Here is a 17,271-nt window from a genome sequence, read left to right on the forward strand (position 1 = left end):
GTGGTTTTCCGCTAAGTCCCTGTTTTTCGGTGATAAAGAGCTTCTGGGATGCACAGGGCGAACCGCCTCCAAAATCATCCCACTTTCCGCTTGGGCGGGACAGAAAAACAATGACTTAGGCGCAATCGAGCAGGGGCCCGTGGTGTTTACTGCGGTTTGATCGTTCGCGGCAGGCCAACAATGCGTTATCGCCTCCATCCGCATCATTCGCCCCCTAACGCTATGATTTCGCCGCGTGAAACGCCAGCCAACACCGCGCAATCCCGCCAAATCCCGGCTATTCCCGCTTCTCCCCTAATGCAGCTTGATCGTTCGTTTCACAGTTCAGGCCTGACCGGGCCGGAGCTTGTAGAAGGTATGCCGGCCGATCGTGTCCATCTTCTTGAGGCTGCGCGCCCAGCGGGGGCGGACATAATCGGCGTGATAGTGGGTCGAGGCGCCCACCTCGTCGAGGTAGATCTTGCCGCTCACCACATCGGCCGCGATCTGCACGGCCGCCCGCCAGGCGTCGGGTTCGGTGATGCGAAGCGACTTGCCCTCGCAGGCGAAGGTGAACTGGCAGGCGAGGAAGCGGTATCGGTTCTGGTAGACCACGCCGCAGACCGTGTTCGGATAGTTCTCGTGGCGCACCCGGTTGAGCACCACCTGCGCCACGGCGGCCTGCCCGTCCTCGGGCTCGCTGCGGGCCTCGAAATAGACCGCCTCGGCAAGGCAGCGCATTTCATTGATCTGGTTCTGCGCGTCGATCAGCTCGGCAAAGTGCGAATGCGGCATGGCTGGCGACTTGGGCGCGATGCTCGTCGCTTCGCCAGGATCGGCCGGCAGGCTGGCGATCTGGGGGCCTGCGGGCGAAGCGGGGACGCCATCGCGTGCGGCCTCCGTGGCCGGCGCCTCGCCGGGCTGAATCTCGAGCGGCTGCGGGCCCAGCAAGGCCAGATTGATGAACGCGAGGTTGAAGCCCGCCGAAACCACGCCCTCGTCCTCCAGGCCGAAGATCAGCCGGTCCACATCGGCCTTTTCCGGCTGGTCTGGTACGGCCTCCGAGCCGTCGGTCACACTCGGCCTGAGCGGCGGCAACTGGTCGCCCTTGAGGCTGCGGTCGATTTGCGGGAACACCATAGCCTGCTGCGCCGCCTGCTTGAGATCGGGCTTGGGCTCGAGAAAGGCGGATCGCGGCGGCGTCAGCCTGGGCTCCTCCGGGCTCAGCGCCGCATGCTGAAGCTCGGCGCCAAGATCAAGCCCTGGCAGACGGAAAGCGCTCGCCAGTGTGATCAGGGAGGGACCGGCCATCGCCTCAGGGCCGGGGCCCCTGTCCGCCCGGACAAGGGCGCGCTCGATGTCGATCAGCGAGGAGCCGCCCGTTTCGGTTCCGGCGGAGGCGGTGAACGACACCAGCAGCCCGGCCGACAGCGCCCATGGCGCCACAGTCGCCAGCGCCCAGCGGGCCATCTGTCCGGAAGCTCCCGATGAACGCCGAGGCTGACGCATGCGACCGACCCACGCAACACGAACACGAACGCACCAGGCGCTTTGCCGCGCCGTGCAACATGGTTATTGCGCCGGTAAGGTTGATGCCCGGTTAAGAGCCGGAGCGCTGGCCGCTGCCATGCCGCGCGCGAATGGCCTTGATCACCAAACATGACTTGGCCGTCACGGCCGCGCTGCTATCGTGCGCGGCTCAATATCAGGCGTTTCGACCGCCTTGGATGATCCCTTCAGAGGCCGTTCATGTCAGCAACCACACCGCCCTCCGCCACGCCGGTTCCGTTCTGGCGGACGCCCGAGGCGATCATCGTCTGTGGCTGCCTCGTCGCGCTGATCACCTTCGGCCCGCGCGCTTCGGCCGGGCTTTTCCAGATTCCGATGACGACGGAGCATGGCTGGACGCGCGAGGTGTTCTCGCTCTCGCTCGCCATCCAGAACCTGCTGTGGGGTCTCGGCCAGCCCTTTTCGGGCGCGATCGCGGATCGCTACGGCACGGTTCGCGTCTTCGTCGTGGGACTCGTGCTATATGCGCTCGGCCTCGTGGTCATGGCCTCTGCCTCGACGCCGGGGATGCTGCATCTGGGCGCAGGCGTGCTGATCGGCTTCGGGCTGTCGGCCTGCTCCTTCAACCTCGTGCTGGCCGCCTTCGCCAAGCTGCTGCCCGATTCGTGGAAGCCCATCGCGCTCGGCGCCGGCACAGCGGCGGGCTCATTCGGCCAGTTCTTCTTTCCGCCGATCGGGAACATCCTGATCGAGAACATGGGCTGGCAGATGGCGCTGGTCATCTTCGCCTTCACGGTGCTGGCGGCGCTGCCGCTCACGCTCGCTCTGGCCACGCGCGGCAATGGCAAGCATGTCGCAACAGCCGGGCCGAGCGCCGCCAGCCAGAGCATTTCACAGGCGCTGGCCGAGGCTTTCCGCCACCGCTCCTATGTGCTGCTGGTGCTCGGCTTTTTCACCTGCGGCTTCCAGCTGGCCTTCATCACCGTGCACATGCCGGCCTACCTCAAGGACATCTCGATGCCGGCCTGGGTCGGCGCCTGGACGCTGGCGGCGATCGGCCTCGCCAATGCCGCAGGCTCGCTCGGCTCGGGCTGGCTGATGCAGCGCATGCCCAAGCGCCATCTGCTCGCCTGGATCTATTTCGGCCGGGCGGTGGCGATCTTCGCCTTCATCATGTTGCCCGCATCGCCCGCGACGGCGCTGGCCTTCGGCGTCGCCATCGGCTTTCTCTGGCTCTCCACCGTGCCGCCGACCTCGGCGCTGGTGATGCTGATGTTCGGCACGAAATACATGGCCATGCTCTATGGCTTCGCTTTCTTCTCCCATCAGGTGGGCGGCTTCCTCGGGGTGCTGCTCGGCGGCCTGCTCTATGAGGCGACGGGCAGCTATCTCCTGGTCTGGTGGCTGTCCATCGCGCTGGGCATCGCCTCGGCCGTGATCAACCTGCCCATCGTCGAGAAGCCGGTGGACCGCGGGGCCGCTCCCCAACCGGCCTGATTCGCTTGCGGCGCGCTGCGGGCTGCGCCACAAACGCCACGTTGCATCATCGAGGGGACAGCAAGCATGAGCACGTTCAAGGCGCTGGTTCTGCGCAAGGGCGAGGCGGGCCAAAGCCTCGCCGTGGAGGCCTTCCCCGAAGCCGAGCTGATGGAGGGCGACGTCACGCTCCGCGTCTCGCACTCGACCGTCAACTACAAGGATGGGCTCGCCCTCACCGGCAAGGCGCCGGTGGTGCGGCGCTGGCCGATGATCCCCGGCATCGACGCAGCCGGCATCGTGGAAAGCTCGGCGCATCCCGGCTTCAAGCCGGGCGATTCTGTCATCCTCAATGGCTGGGGCACGGGCGAGACCCATCTCGGCTCCTATGCCGAGAAGGCCCGCGTCAAGGGCGACTGGCTTGTGCCGCTGCCCTCAGGGCTCACCGCCGCCGAGGCCATGGCCATCGGCACGGCGGGCTACACCGCCATGCTCGCCGTGCTCGCGCTCGAGCGCCAGGGGCTCAAGCCTGCCGACGGCCCGGTCGTGGTCACGGGCGCGGCAGGCGGCGTCGGCTCGGTCGCGATCTCGCTGCTTGCCTCCGCTGGCTGGAATGTCATCGCCTCGACCGGCCGCATGGCTGAGGCCGACTACCTCAAGGGCCTTGGCGCCGCCGAGGTCATCGACCGCGCCGAGCTCTCGGTTCCCGGCAAGCCGCTGGCCAAGGAGCGCTGGATCGCCGGAGTCGATTCTGTCGGCTCGCACACATTGGCCAATCTCCTGGCCATGGCCCGCTATGGCGGCTCCATCGCCGCCTGCGGGCTGGCGCAGGGCATGGACCTGCCCTCCTCGGTGGCGCCCTTCATCCTTCGCGGGGTGTCGCTGCTCGGCATCGATTCGGTGATGTGCCCCAAGCCCCGCCGCATCGAGGCCTGGAGCCGGCTGGCGCGCGATCTCGACCGCGCCAGGCTCGCCGGGCTGACCACCACCATCGGCTTCGATGCCTTGCCCGATGCAGCGGCCCGCATCCTCGCGGGCGAGGTGCGCGGCCGCATCGTTGTCGAAATTGGATGACCTGACCGGAAACCTTCCGTAAGGTGATTGGCGGGGGGTAATCACGATGGGTCGAATATGGAAAATTCTGCTTGGCGCTATGCCGCTCGTCTTGGCTGTCACCAGTGACGCCGCTGCCCGGCAGTAGCCCTCAGGTCGCGCGAACACCGTTGAGGAGGCTGCCGCCTTGCGCATCAGGAACTGGGGGCTCAACCCTAAGCAGGCGCAGTGCGTCACGGCTCTCTACGTCGCCCGCGCCACGCAGATGCCCAATGGCCGCTGGCGGGTGATCGAGGACCGCCGCTTTGCCGGCACGAGCTTCGTCGATGAGGCCCGCCGGACCTGCGCGGTAGAGCCCCCGCCCTGAAGTCGCTTCGGATTTCGGGCCCGGCCGCTTGCAGGCCACCCACGCATGCGCCAAAAGCGTGGGCATGGGGGCCTTGTCCATGATCGAAAAACTGCTCGAGAAGTTCCTGTTCGGCAGCCGCTGGCTGCTCGCGCCTTTTTACGTGATGCTGGTCATCGCGCTCTTCGCGCTGCTGATCAAGGCAGGGCAGGAAACCGTTCACTTCATGCTCACGGCCTGGACCGCGACGGAGAGCGAGATCATCCTGGGCGTGCTCGCCCTCGTAGACCTCACCCTCACCGGCTCGCTGATCATCATCGTGATCTTCTCGGGCTATGAGAATTTCGTCTCGCGCATCGAGGCCGATGATCACAAGGACTGGCCCGAATGGATGGGCAAGATCGACTTCACGGGCCTGAAGCTGAAGCTCGTGTCCTCCATCGTCGCCATCTCGGCCATCCAGGTGCTCAAGGCCTTCATGAATGTCGGCAAGGTCTCCGACCGCGAACTGATGTGGCTCGTCGGCATCCACATGATGTTCGTGGTGTCGGGGCTGCTGATGGCGCTGACCGACAAGTGGACCGTGGATGCGGTAAAGCCGAAGGGGAAGGGCGAGAATCCGGCAGCGTGAGACCCATCCGCCGCTCCTTGCGGGGCGCCGGCCCCTTGCGCCGCTGATGGATGTGTCGACCGGGCGGCGCTTTCGTCATCCGCGCCGTGCAGCGATCCGATGCGCATCCCGCTCGTTCGTCGGGACGTTTCAAGAGCGCCAGTGGCGCTCCTGATCGGCGGAGCCGACCGCAACCTCACCCCCCGATGTTGAAGGCCGCCAGCGCCGCCATGTTGACGATATCGCTGTCCTTGGCGCCCAGCGGCACGATCTGCACCGGCTTGTCGAGGCCCACGATCAGCGGGCCGACCACGGTCGAGCCGCCCAGCTCCTGCAACATCTTGGTGGCGATCGAGGCCGAGTGGAAGGCCGGCATGATGAGGATGTTGGCGGGCTGGGTCAGACGGCAGAACGGATACTGCGCCATCAGGTCCCGGTTGAGCGCCACGTCCGCGGCCATCTCGCCATCATACTCGAAGTCGACGCGCATGCCGTCGAGTATCTTCACCGCCTCGCGCACCTTGTCGGAGCGTTCGCCAGCCGGGTGGCCGAATGTCGAGAAGGCCAGCAGCGCCACGCGCGGCTCGTAGCCCAGACGGCGGCCCACCCCGGCCGCCTCGATGGCGATCTCGGCCAACTCCTGCGCGCTCGGCATCTCATGGATCGCCGTGTCCGCCACCAGCACGTTCCGCCCGCGCGAGAGTGCGATCGACAGGCCGATGACGCGGTGGCCCGGCTTCTCGTCGATGACGTGGCGCACATCCTCCAGCGCGATGGAGTAGTTGCGGGTCACGCCCGTCACCATGCCGTCCGCATCGCCCAGCGCCACCATGGCGGCGGCGAAGTGGTTGCGGTCATTGTTGATCAGGCGCTGGCAGTCGCGGAACAGGTAGCCCTGCCGCTGCAGCCGTTGATAGAGGAAGTTGGCGTAGGCCGAGTTGCGCATCGACAGGCGTGCATTCTGGATCTCGATGTCCTTGCCCTCCAGCTCGATGCCAAGGAACGTGGCGGTCTCGTAGATTCGGTCCTCGCGGCCGACGAGGATCGCCCGTCCGAGCCCCTGGCCCACGAAGGAGACTGCGGCGCGGATCACCTGCTCCTCCTCGCCCTCGGCGAAGACGATGCGCTTGGGATAGCGCCGCACCCGCTCGAAGATGCGGTTCAGCGTGCCGGCGACGGGGTCGCGGCGGGCCGAGAGCTGCGCGCGATAGGCGTTCATGTCCACGATGGGTTTGGCCGAGACGCCCGTTTCCATCGCAGCCTTCGCCACCGCGAGGGGGATCGTGGTCATCAGGCGCGGATCGAACGGCACCGGGATGATGTATTCGCGCCCGAAACGCGGCCGCGAGCCCTGATAGGCTGCGGCCACCTCGTCGGGCACATCCTCCTGCGCCAGGGCGGCCAGCGCCTCGGCTGCGGCAATCTTCATCTCCATGTTGATCGTGCGGGCGCGCACGTCGAGCGCGCCGCGGAAGATGTAGGGGAAGCCCAGCACATTGTTGACCTGGTTCGGATAGTCCGAGCGGCCCGTGGCCATGATCGCGTCGTCACGGATCGCCGCCACCTCTTCGGGCGTGATCTCCGGGTCCGGGTTGGCCATGGCGAAGATGATCGGGTTCGGCGCCATCGAGGCCACCATCTCGGGCGTCACGGCGCCCTTCTGGCTGAGGCCGAAGAAGGCGTCGGCGCCCCTGAGCGCATCGGCAAGGGTGCGCGCGTCCGTCACCACCGTGTGCGCGCTCTTCTGCTGGTTCATGCCCTCGGTGCGGCCGCGCCAGATCACGCCCTTGGTGTCGCACAGCATGACGTTGTTGGGCGCGAAGCCCATGGCCTTGAGCAGTTCCGTGCAGGCGATGCCGGCCGCGCCCGCGCCGTTGACCACAAGCCGGGTGGACTTGATGTCCCGCCCGGTGAGCTTGAGCGCGTTGAGCAGGCCTGCCGCGGCGATGATCGCGGTGCCGTGCTGGTCGTCATGGAACACAGGGATGTCCATGAGCTCGCGCAGGCGCTCCTCGATGATGAAGCACTCGGGAGCCTTGATGTCCTCGAGGTTGACGCCGCCGAAGGAGGGGCCGAGATAGCGCACCGCGTTGATGAAGGCCTCCGGGTCCTCGGTGTCGATCTCAAGGTCGATCGAGTCGATGTCCGCGAAGCGCTTGAACAGCACCGACTTGCCTTCCATCACCGGCTTGGAGGCCAGCGCGCCGAGATTGCCGAGGCCGAGGATCGCCGTGCCGTTGGAAATGACCGCGACCAGGTTGCCGCGCGTGGTGTAGTCATAGGCCCTCGACGGGTCCTCCGCGATGGCCAGGACCGGCACCGCGACGCCCGGCGAATAGGCCAGCGAAAGATCCCGCTGCGTCGCCATCGGCTTGGTCGGCACGATCTCGAGCTTGCCCGGCTTGCCCATCGAGTGGAACTGAAGGGCTTCCTGATCGGTGAAGGTCGGGCGCGGGCGTTTGGCCATGTCGGTGATCCTTGGGCGATGCTGTCGCGGGGGCGCCCGGCGCGGGTTCTGTGCGGTGAGGAGCCGCAACCTAAAGAGAGCGTCGGCTCTGCGAAAGCCCCGATTTTCTCCACCATGGAAAAGCTGCCTCGCTGAAGCCGCCCTGCTGCGCCGGCCGGGACCCTTTCCTGTTCACACCGGGGCCGGGCGGGATGAAAAACTGCGGCGAGTGGGCTAAGCATGCCGGATGTTCGACCCCTCTGCCCGCGCCGCGCCCGACGCCAGCCTCAAGGCGACGCCGTCCATGGCGCAGTATCTGGAGATCAAGGCAGTCAATCCCGACAGCCTCCTGTTCTACCGCATGGGTGATTTCTACGAGCTGTTCTTCACCGATGCCGAAATTGCCTCCCGCGCCCTGGGCATCGTGCTCACGAAGCGCGGACGCCATGGCGGCGAGGACATTCCCATGTGCGGCGTGCCTGTGTTGCGCGCCGATGACTATCTCCAGCGGCTGATCGGGCTGGGACACCGCGTCGCGGTGTGCGAACAGCTCGAGGACCCGGCCGAGGCGCGCAAGCGCGGTTCCAAGGCAGTCGTGCGCCGCGATGTGGTGCGGCTCGTCACCCCAGGCACGGTGACCGAGGAAAACCTCCTCGATCCCTCCCGCGCCAGCCTGCTCGTGGCTCTGGCGCGGCGCCGGCAATCGGACGAGAGCTGGAGCTACGGGCTCGCTGCGGTCGACATCTCGACCGGGCGCTTCACCGTGACCGAGTGCGCGGAGGCCGGGCTGGCGGTAGAGCTTGCGCGCCTGGAGCCGCGCGAGATCGTGCTGCCCGAGGCCCTGCATCACGAGCCGGCGCTGGAGCCGCTGTGGCAGGGCGCCCGCGCGGCGCTCACGCCCTTCGCGCAGGGCGGCCTCGACGCGGCCTCCGCGGAGCGGCGGCTCAAGGATTACTTCGGCGTCGCCACCCTCGATGCCTTCGGCGCCTTCAGCCGGATCGAGATCGCGGCCGCCGCCATGGCGCTTGCCTATGTCGAGCGCACGCAGCGCGGCGCGCGCGCGCCGCTTTCGCCGCCGCGCCGGGAAGCCGCTGACGGCGCCATGCGCATCGATGCGGCCACCCGCGCCAACCTCGAACTCAGCCGCACCCTTGGCGGCGAGCGCCAGGGCAGCGTCATCCACGCCATCGACCGCACGCTCACGCCCGGAGGCGCGCGGCTGCTGGCGGAGCGCCTTGCCGCGCCGCTCACCGATCTGGCCGCCATCCGGGCGCGGCACGACAGCGTGGCGGCACTGGTGGCGGAAGGCCAGCTGCGTGACAGGCTGCGCGCCGTGCTCGCGCGCGTGCCGGACATCGAGCGCGCCTTCGGCCGCCTGTCGCTGGATCGCGGCGGTCCGCGCGATCTCATCGCGCTCGCCGAAGGTCTGGAGGCTTCCGCCGGGGCTGCCGCGCAGCTCCTCGACCTTCTCGACCTGCCCGGAGAGCTGGCGGCCGCCGCGGGGCAGCTTTCCGGCGTCGATCCGGCCCTGCCTGCGAGCCTCAAGGCCGCGCTGGGCGATTCGATGCCGCTGATGGCGCGGGATGGCGGCTTCGTCCGCGAGGGCCACCGCGCCGATCTCGACGAATTGCGCGCCTTGCAGACTGACAGCCGCCGCGTCATCGCTGCCCTTCAGGCCCGCTACGCCTCCGAAACGGGCGTGCGCGCGCTGCGCATCAAGCACAACAACGTGCTGGGCTATTTCATCGAGGTTCCGCAGGCGGCCGGGGACGCCTTCGTGAAGGATCCCTGGCGCGCCACCTTCGTGCATCGCCAGACCATGGCTGGCTGCATGCGGTTCAGCTCGGTCGAGCTTGGCGAACTGCAGGACAAGATCGCTTCGGCTGCGGACCGCGCATTGCGGCTCGAACTGGCCTTGTTCGCCGAGATGCGCGTGGCCGTGCTCGCCGCGGGCGAGACGATCAGGGCGGCGGCGTCGGCGCTGGCGCTGATCGACGTCACCGCGGCGCTTGCCGAGCTTGCGGCCGAACAGGGCTGGAGCCGCCCGACGATGGAGGCATCGGGCGCGCTTGCGGTGAGCGCAGGGCGCCACCCTGTGGTCGAGGCCGCCCTCAAGCGCGAGGGCAAGGCCTTCATCGCCAATGATGGCGACCTCACCGGCGAGGCTGGCGGTCGCATCATGCTTCTGACCGGCCCCAACATGGCCGGCAAGTCGACCTTCCTGCGCCAGATGGCGCTGATCGTCGTGCTGGCGCAGATGGGCGCCTTCGTGCCGGCCTCGGCCGCGCGGATCGGCATCGTTGACCGGCTCTTCAGCCGTGTCGGCGCTGCTGATGATCTGGCGCGTGGCCGCTCCACCTTCATGGTCGAGATGGTGGAGACCGCAGCCATCCTCAATCAGGCCGGCCCGCGGGCGCTGGTCATCCTCGACGAGATCGGGCGCGGCACGGCAACCTTCGACGGGCTATCGATTGCCTGGGCCGCGCTCGAGCACCTGCACGAGGTCAATCGCTGCCGGGCGATCTTCGCCACCCATTTCCACGAGCTGACGAAGCTGGCCGACACCTGGCCGCGCATCGTCAACGCCACCGCCCGCGTCACCGAATGGAACGGCGATGTGGTCTTTCTGCATGAGATCGTGCCGGGCGCCGCCGATCGCTCCTATGGCATCCAGGTGGCGAAGATCGCCGGCCTGCCCCCAGCCGTGGTGGAGCGCGCGCGGCTCCTGCTGGCCGAACTCGAGAAGTCGGAGCGCGAGCGGCCCAGGGCGGCGGCGCTTGACGAGATGCCGCTCTTCGTGGCGTCAGTCCGGCAGGCCCGCGCGGCCACGGCCGCGGCCGCGGCCGCGCCGGCCGATGCGCTGCGCGAGACGCTGGCCGAGATCGATCCGGACGAGTTTACGCCGAAGCAGGCGCTCGAAGCGCTCTACCGGCTCAAGGCCGCCGCACGAGGCTAGACCGCCCGAAGCTGGCCTGCCCCTTGCGGCTCCTTGACCTTGCCTTGCAGGCCGAACCGCCCGAATGCGCCGCTTCGCCTGCCTTGACGGCACGCCGCGTCTGCGCCACCCCTCAGCCATGACCAGCCAACGGGCCTCACGCACAGGGAGCGCCGCACGCATCGCGGCGGCGCTGGCCTGCGTCATGACGTTGGCGGACTTCGGGGCCGGGCTTGCGTGGGCGCAAGGAGCACAGCAACGCCCGCCTGAGGCCGCGCCCTCGGGCTCGGCCCGCGAGGCCGTGGTGATTCCCTTCCATGGCGATCCGCGCGTCAGGGTCGAGCGGCCTGATGGGCCCATTCCGCGCAACCTGCGCGTGATCACCGACGACGAGTTCCCGCCGCTGCATTTCGCCGACCCGGACGGCCAGCCGGTCGGCTTTTCGGTCGATCTCATGCGCGCGGTCTGCGAGCGCCTTGCGGTAAACTGCACCATCCAGACGCGCCGCTTCGACATGTTGCTGCAGACGCTCGCCGAGGGTCAGGCCGACATCGTCGCCGCCGCGATTCCGGTCACGGCACAGCTCAAGGCGCGTTTCCACGTCAGCCGCGTCTATCACCGTTTCCCCGCGCGCTTTGTCGGGGCTGCCGGCTTTGATGCGGCCCGCATCAAGGCCGGCCTGCCGGCCGTGAGGGTGGCGGTGCCGCGCGAGACGGCCCATGCCGCCTATCTCGCCCAGCATTTCCCGCGCACCGAGCGCATCGAGACGCTGGATTTCGAGGCCGCGCTTCGGCTGCTCGAACGCGGCGAGGCGGATCTCGCTTTCGGCGACGGACAGGCTGGCGCCATCTGGCTGGGCGCGCGCGGCCTGCGCGGCTTCCGCTTCCAGGGCGGGCCCTATTTCAGCGTCCGGCATTTCGGCGAGGGTGTGGGCTTCGTGCTGCGGCCAGACGAGCCCTTGCTCAAGCGCTCCGTGGACCATGCGCTCCAGACGCTGTGGGATGACGGCACCTACGCGCGGCTCTTCCTGCGTTATTTTCCCGTGAGCGCGTTCTGAACGCCGCGATGTTGACGCGGGCCCGCCGCTTCGCCACAACCGCCGGCCTGTCGAACCCTTCTGGCCCAACTCCTGCGGAACCGCGATGAACCCCTCCGACCCCGCCTTGCTCGACGCTGCGCGCGCCTCATCCGCCTGGCCTTTCGAGGAAGCCCGCAAGCTGGTGAAGCGGCTGGAGCGCAGCGGCAAGGGCGAGGCCTTGTTCGAGACGGGCTATGGCCCTTCCGGCCTGCCGCACATCGGCACCTTCGGCGAGGTGATGCGCACGACCATGGTGCGCAAGGCCTTCGAGGTGCTGACCGAAGGGCGCATCCCGACACGGCTTCTGGTGTTCTCCGACGACATGGACGGGATGCGCAAGGTTCCGGACAATGTGCCCGACCCTGCAGCGCTGGCCGCGCACCTGCAAAAGCCGCTGACCGACGTGCCCAACCCGTTCGCGGGGCCGGAGCCCACCTTCGGACGGCACAACAACGCCATGCTGCGCCGCTTTCTCGACCATTTCGGCTTCGACTACGAGTTCGCGAGCGCCACCGACTATTACCGCTCGGGCCGGTTCGACGCCGTGCTGCGGCGGGCGGCGGAACGCTATGACGACATCATGGCCGTGATGCTGCCCACGCTCGGCCCGGAGCGGCAGGCGACCTATAGCCCCTTCCTGCCGATCTCGCCGGGCACGGGCCGCGTGCTCTACGTGCCCATGAAAGAGGTCGACGCCCGCAACGGCGTCATCACCTTCGCCGATGAGGATGGCCGCGACGTGACGCTCCCCGTCACCGGTGGGCAGGTGAAGCTGCAGTGGAAGCCCGATTTCGGCATGCGCTGGGCTGCGCTCGACGTGGATTTCGAGATGTTCGGCAAGGATCACCAGACCAATGCCGGCATCTACGACCGCATCTGCGCCATACTGGGCGGCGTCCCGCCCGAGCATTACGTCTATGAGCTCTTCCTCGACGAGAACGGCCAGAAGATCTCCAAGTCCAGGGGCAACGGCCTGACCATCGACGAGTGGCTGACCTACGGCCCGCGCGAGAGCCTGTCTCTGTTCATGTATGCCAAGCCGCGCGAGGCGAAGCGGCTGTATTTCGATGTCATCCCCCGCGCGGTCGATGATTACCAGCAGTTCCTCGGGGGCTACGAGAAGCAGGACTGGAAGAACCGTCTGGGCAACCCGGTCTGGCACATCCATGGCGGCAAGCCGCCCGCGCCGGAGCTGGTCGCGCAGGGCGGGCAGGGCAAGGCCGCCGCCAACGCCCCGCGCACGACCGTCACCTTCGGGCTGTTGCTCAATCTGGTCGGCGTCGCCAACAGCGAGGACAAGGCCGTGCTCTGGGCCTTCCTGCAGCGTTATGCGCCCGGCGTGTCGCCGCAGACCCATCCCGGGCTGGATGCGCTGGTGGGCCACGCAATCACCTATTTCCGGGATTTCGTGAAGCCGGCGAAGCGTCATCGCGCTGCCGACGCAGTGGAGTCCGAGGCCTTCGCGCGGCTGGACGCGGCGCTCGCCGCCCTGCCGGCCGATGCCACGCCGGAAGCCATCCAGGATGCGGCGCTCGACATCGCGCGCACCGTGCCGCGCTACCAGAACCTGGAGGCGAAGGGCGCGACGCCGGAACGGCCCGCCGTCACGGGCGAATGGTGGAAGGCGGTCTATCAGGTCATCTTCGGCGAGGACCAGGGTCCACGCTTCGGCTCCTTCACCGCCATCTACGGCATCGCCAACACCCGCGCCCTGATCGGCAAGGCGCTCAGCGGCGCGCTCATCGCCGAGCACGAGCGGTTCATGAAAGGTCGGGCGATCGACAGCGGGCGGTAGCCAGGCACGCAGTCGGGGACGCAGGCGCGCCTGTGCTGTGCGGGTCCGCCGTGATGTTCGTCCAACTGCTCTCGGGCGTGGCGGTGCGCTCGACGTCTTCGTCCAGCGCGGCGGCCTGGACAGCAAGATGGTGGTGGCGGCATCTCGCAGCTGCTCGAGCCCTGATCACTGGCTGGCCCAGATCACCCGCGCGATGAAGGACACGTCCGAGAGCTGCAACACCCGATCAGGATGATCGGGGTTGAGCGAGGCCAGCTCCACGGTCTTCAGCGTCTTGCGCTTGAGCTCCTTGGCCATCACCTCGCCATCGACCGTGCGCACCACCACCCGGTCGCCCCGGCGCACCGGCGCGGCGGGCGAGACGATGATGGTGTCGCCATCCCTGTAAAGCGGCATCATCGATTCGCCGTTGATTTCCAGCGCATAGACCCGCTCATCCGAAATGTCCGGGAAGGCGACTTCATCCCAGCCATTGCCCGATGGCAGCCCGCTATCGTCGAAGAAACCACCGGCGCCGGCCTGCGCGAAGCCGATCAGCGGAATGGTGCGCTGCCTGACGTGCTGCCGGCCGAGATTGGCCACCAGCGAAATGAACTCGTCGAGATTGGCGCCTGTGGCGACGAGGATCTTGGCCAGCGACTCGGTGGACGGCCAGCGCTCACGGCCATCCGAGCCAATCCGCTTGGATCGGTTGAAGGTCGTGGCGTCGAGGCCTGCGCGCTTGGCGAGGCCGGAGGGCGTCATCTGGTAACGTTCCGCGAGCGCGTCGATCGCGCCCCAGATCTGGTCGTGTGACAACATGCCTCATGCTCCGGGGACAAAGGTCATCCTTGCCTATCCTAGCATAGGAATTTAGCCCTTGGAACAGACAGCATGCCTATTCTATGCCGGCACGATGAAGGAGATGTTGAACCGCATCCCCTCCGGCGTTAAGCCACGCCAAAGCGGGGCAAGACGGCATGGCGCTGATCTACAAGATTCATCCGGGCGCCGACTGGACCCTGGCGGAGAAGTCGGGCCTGTTCGAGGGCGCGGCGGTGGACCTCGCCGACGGCTTCATCCATTTCTCCACCGGGGCGCAGGTGCGCGAGACGGCGGCCCGGCATTTCGCCGGACACGCCTGCCTCGTGCTGGTCGCGGTCGAGGCCGAGGCGCTGGGCCCGGCCCTGCGCTGGGAGCCCTCACGGGGGGGCGCTCTCTTCCCCCATCTTTACGGGCCGCTCCAGCTCGCTGCCGTGCGCTGGGTCGCGCCCATCGCTCTCGGCCCTGACGGCGCCCATGTCTTTGCCCGGGATGTGCGCTGATGGCCGTCCTGTTCGATCTGGCCCGGCCGCTGCTTCACGCGCTTGATCCGGAAACCGCGCACAAGCTCACCGTGGCGGCCCTCGCGGCCGCCCCGCGACGCGCGCCGCCCGCCGACGATCCGCGCCTCGCGGTCGAGGCCTTCGGGCTGCGCTTCCCCAACCCTGTCGGCATCGCCGCCGGCTTCGACAAGCATGCCGAGGCGGTGGACGGGGTTATGGGCCTGGGCGTCGGCTTCGCCGAGGTTGGCGGCGTCACGCTCCTGCCGCAGCCTGGCAATCCTCGACCGCGCGTCTTCAGGCTCGTGGAGGATGGCGCGGTCATCAACCGCTATGGCCTCAACAGCGTCGGCGCCGATGTCGTCGCTTCGCGTCTGGCGGCACGTCGGGCGCGGGGGGGAATCGTGGGCGTCAACCTCGGCGCCAACAAGGATTCGACCGACCGCGCGGGCGATTACGCCACCCTTGCCGCAAAGCTGGCGCGCCACTGCGATTTCCTGACGGTCAACGTCTCATCGCCCAACACGCCGGGCCTGCGCGACCTTCAGGCGGAGGCGCAGCTCGACGACCTCATCGCCCGCACGGTGGAGGCCCGCAACCAGGCCTGCCGCGGGTCCGGCTCCGCGGCGGTCCTGCTCAAGATCGCGCCTGACCTCTCCGAGGCCGATCTCGACGGCGTCGTGGCGGTCGCGCTGCGGCGCGGCATCGACGGGCTCATCGTGGCGAACACCACCATCGCGCGCCCGCAGAGCCTCGGCAGCGTCCATCGCGGCGAGACAGGCGGGCTTTCGGGGCGGCCCCTTTTCGCCCGTTCCACGCAGGTGCTGGCGCAGGCGGCGCTGCGGCTCGGGGGGGCCATGCCGCTGATCGGGGTGGGCGGCGTCGAGGACTGGCGCGGCGCCCTCGCCAAGATCGAGGCCGGCGCCAGCCTCGTGCAGCTCTACACGGCGATGATCTACAAGGGACCGGGCCTGATCGCCGACATCAAGGCGGGCCTGCTCGCCCATCTGGCAGGCTCGGGCGCCACGCTTCAGGCCCTGACAGGCCGGCGCATGCAGGAGATCGCCGCCGGCGAGGCGGCGATCGATCCGGCCTAGACCCTCACCGGCGGCCGAACAGGCGCAGCAGAAGCCAGACCGGGATCACGATCAGCGCGCCCGCCGCCACCCACTGCGCAACCTCCCGGATCGAATCCGTGCCAAGGTTGAGGATGTAGCTGAAGAAGGCGCCGATGGCCTGGAACAGGCTGCGCGGCGTCAGGCCGAGGAAGGCCATGATCGCGCCCACGATCAGCGACAGGAAGATCAGCTTGACGATGACGCCGAGTGGCGAGCCGCCCAGCGCGCGTTGGAGTTTGGGGTTCGGCATGGTCACCTTCGCGCGATGTCCGGCGCCGACCGCGCCGTGGTCAGGGCGCTGGGGTCAAGCCGCCGTGGTGTGGCTTGCAGCTGCCGCGTCCTGGGGGGGCCACCCCGTCGCGGCGATCTTGGAGGCGAGGATCACGGCCTGCGTCCTGCTGTCAACACCCAGCTTCTGCAGAATGGCCGAGACATGCGCCTTGACGGTGGCTTCGGAGACGCTGAGTTCGTAGGCGATCTGCTTGTTGAGCAGCCCTTCGGACAGCATCATCAGCACGCGCACCTGCTGCGGCGTCAGCGTCATCAGGCGCTTGATGGTTCCGGTGGTTTCGCTGTCCTGCGGACTGCTGAGGTCGATGCCGGCCGGCACCCAGACATTGCCGTCCAGCACGGACTGCACGGCGTCGGCCATGGCCTCGGCCTCCAGCGTCTTGGGCATGAAGCCGGAGGCGCCGAAACCGATGCAGCGCCTCACCACGCTCGGCTCGTCATTCGCCGAGACGACCATCACCGGCAATTGGGGATGATCGGCCCGCAGCACCAGCAGCCCCGAGAAACCCTGCATGCCCGGCATTGTCAGATCGAGGAGGATGAGCTCGACATCCTTGCCCTCCGCCAGCGTCTTGATCACCGCCTCGAACGAGCCTGCCTCCAGCAGGGTCGTGCCGGGCAGCGCGGAGGTCAGCGCCTGTCGCAGCGCGCCCCGGAAAAGCGGATGATCGTCAGCGATCAGGATCGTGGGTCCAACCTCGTTGGGCATGTGCTCCTCCCGTTTTTATTCTTGCTTGATGCGGCTTTTCCACCTGCATCCGCAAGTTAGGCCATGGCAAGGCCGCGATGACAAGTCCGCACCGACCGCACCGTGCTGAACGACCGGAAATCCGGTGCGCCGCCAAAATTCCACGTTCCGCAGATGTTGTTGCGACGCACATAAACACTTAAAACAATTGTATAATTAACGATTTATGAGTCTTTAGTCTGACTATCCGTGATTTGCCTGACGCCTTAGTTTCGCCATGCCGGTTTCAATCGGGCCAAACCCGGTGGCTGGCGGCCGCAGCGTCTGATTTCAGGGCATTTCGATCCTGGGCATGGCTGCATCGGGAGAAACGCAAGATGAGCGAACCAAGCAAGGTTCAGGCGCATTGGGCAGCGACCCAACGCCTGACCTACATCATGATAGGCATTTGGGCCTTCTTTTCCTTCTTCATTCACATGTTCTCGCCTGCTCTGAACGGCATCAAGATCCTCGGCTTCCCGCTGGGTTTCTACATGGCTGCCCAGGGCTCGCTGATCGTATTCGTGGCGCAGCTGTTCTGGTTTGCGGGAGCCCAGGACAAGGTTGACCGCCAGTACGGCATGGCCGAAGACGATTGAGCGAGGAA

15 protein-coding genes are annotated in these 17,271 nt (G+C 67.5%); 10 read left to right on the plus strand and 5 right to left on the minus strand.

Annotated features, from left to right (window positions below; translation table 11 throughout):
• Positions 1-324: 324 nt before the first annotated feature.
• The gene (locus HEQ16_05220) at positions 325-1,488 is read right to left on the minus strand and encodes a cell wall hydrolase (protein MCO4053445.1); all 1,164 of its coding nucleotides are present in this window, start codon (positions 1,486-1,488) and stop codon (positions 325-327) included.
• A 240-nt stretch (positions 1,489-1,728) separates the two neighbouring features.
• Here HEQ16_05220 and HEQ16_05225 point away from each other — a divergent pair, with 240 nt between their 5' ends.
• The 4 genes from HEQ16_05225 (at position 1,729) to HEQ16_05240 (ending at position 4,994) form a co-directional block, all read left to right on the plus strand.
• Positions 1,729-2,985 (plus strand): MFS transporter, encoded by a 1,257-nt coding sequence (locus tag HEQ16_05225; GenBank protein MCO4053446.1) that lies wholly within the window; start codon positions 1,729-1,731, stop codon positions 2,983-2,985.
• A gap of 66 nt (positions 2,986-3,051) precedes the next feature.
• Positions 3,052-4,038, plus strand: a complete 987-nt coding sequence (locus HEQ16_05230) for an oxidoreductase (protein MCO4053447.1) — start codon at positions 3,052-3,054, stop codon at positions 4,036-4,038.
• 166 nt (positions 4,039-4,204) lie between these two features.
• Positions 4,205-4,384: a hypothetical protein gene (locus HEQ16_05235; GenBank protein ID MCO4053448.1), complete on the plus strand. Its 180-nt coding sequence runs from the start codon at positions 4,205-4,207 to the stop codon at positions 4,382-4,384.
• Between the two features lie 79 nt (positions 4,385-4,463).
• Complete coding sequence (locus tag HEQ16_05240) at positions 4,464-4,994, plus strand: TIGR00645 family protein (protein MCO4053449.1); 531 nt, start codon at positions 4,464-4,466, stop codon at positions 4,992-4,994.
• Positions 4,995-5,169: 175 nt separating this feature from the next.
• Here HEQ16_05240 and HEQ16_05245 read toward each other — a convergent pair whose 3' ends face one another.
• Entirely contained in the window at positions 5,170-7,440 is a 2,271-nt protein-coding gene (locus HEQ16_05245; GenBank protein ID MCO4053450.1) for an NADP-dependent malic enzyme, read from the minus strand.
• A 226-nt stretch (positions 7,441-7,666) separates the two neighbouring features.
• Here HEQ16_05245 and mutS point away from each other — a divergent pair, with 226 nt between their 5' ends.
• The 3 genes from mutS to HEQ16_05260 all read left to right on the plus strand — a co-directional run bounded on the left by mutS (position 7,667) and on the right by HEQ16_05260 (position 13,227).
• Positions 7,667-10,375 (plus strand): DNA mismatch repair protein MutS, encoded by a 2,709-nt coding sequence (mutS, locus tag HEQ16_05250; protein MCO4053451.1) that lies wholly within the window; start codon positions 7,667-7,669, stop codon positions 10,373-10,375.
• A 184-nt stretch (positions 10,376-10,559) separates the two neighbouring features.
• Positions 10,560-11,411 carry a transporter substrate-binding domain-containing protein gene (locus HEQ16_05255; GenBank protein ID MCO4053452.1) on the plus strand — a complete coding sequence of 284 codons (852 nt, stop codon included), beginning with the start codon at positions 10,560-10,562 and terminating at the stop codon, positions 11,409-11,411.
• An 85-nt stretch (positions 11,412-11,496) separates the two neighbouring features.
• Positions 11,497-13,227 carry a lysine--tRNA ligase gene (locus HEQ16_05260; GenBank protein MCO4053453.1) on the plus strand — a complete coding sequence of 577 codons (1,731 nt, stop codon included), beginning with the start codon at positions 11,497-11,499 and terminating at the stop codon, positions 13,225-13,227.
• Between the two features lie 165 nt (positions 13,228-13,392).
• Here the strand turns inward: HEQ16_05260 and HEQ16_05265 are convergent, their stop codons facing one another.
• Positions 13,393-14,028, minus strand: a complete 636-nt coding sequence (locus tag HEQ16_05265; GenBank protein MCO4053454.1) for a helix-turn-helix transcriptional regulator — start codon at positions 14,026-14,028, stop codon at positions 13,393-13,395.
• A gap of 158 nt (positions 14,029-14,186) precedes the next feature.
• On the opposite strand from HEQ16_05265, the gene HEQ16_05270 reads away from it, so the two are divergent.
• Both HEQ16_05270 and HEQ16_05275 read left to right on the plus strand, forming a co-directional pair.
• Complete coding sequence (locus HEQ16_05270) at positions 14,187-14,531, plus strand: DUF952 domain-containing protein (GenBank protein MCO4053455.1); 345 nt, start codon at positions 14,187-14,189, stop codon at positions 14,529-14,531.
• Positions 14,528-15,625: a quinone-dependent dihydroorotate dehydrogenase gene (locus HEQ16_05275; protein MCO4053456.1), complete on the plus strand. Its 1,098-nt coding sequence runs from the start codon at positions 14,528-14,530 to the stop codon at positions 15,623-15,625. Before HEQ16_05270 ends, HEQ16_05275 begins: the two co-directional genes overlap by 4 nt.
• Before the next feature lie 4 nt (positions 15,626-15,629).
• Here the strand turns inward: HEQ16_05275 and HEQ16_05280 are convergent, their stop codons facing one another.
• Together HEQ16_05280 and HEQ16_05285 are read right to left on the minus strand one after the other, a co-directional pair.
• Complete coding sequence (locus HEQ16_05280) at positions 15,630-15,896, minus strand: integrase (protein ID MCO4053457.1); 267 nt, start codon at positions 15,894-15,896, stop codon at positions 15,630-15,632.
• Between the two features lie 54 nt (positions 15,897-15,950).
• Positions 15,951-16,646, minus strand: coding sequence for a response regulator transcription factor (locus HEQ16_05285; protein ID MCO4053458.1), 696 nt, complete (start codon positions 16,644-16,646; stop codon positions 15,951-15,953).
• Between the two features lie 356 nt (positions 16,647-17,002).
• Here HEQ16_05285 and HEQ16_05290 point away from each other — a divergent pair, with 356 nt between their 5' ends.
• Positions 17,003-17,263, plus strand: coding sequence for a DUF4212 domain-containing protein (locus tag HEQ16_05290; GenBank protein ID MCO4053459.1), 261 nt, complete (start codon positions 17,003-17,005; stop codon positions 17,261-17,263).
• Positions 17,264-17,271 lie beyond the last annotated feature (8 nt).

Origin of the sequence: Bosea sp. (in: a-proteobacteria) (genome assembly GCA_023910605.1) — a bacterium.
Lineage (GTDB): Bacteria > Pseudomonadota > Alphaproteobacteria > Rhizobiales > Beijerinckiaceae > Allobosea.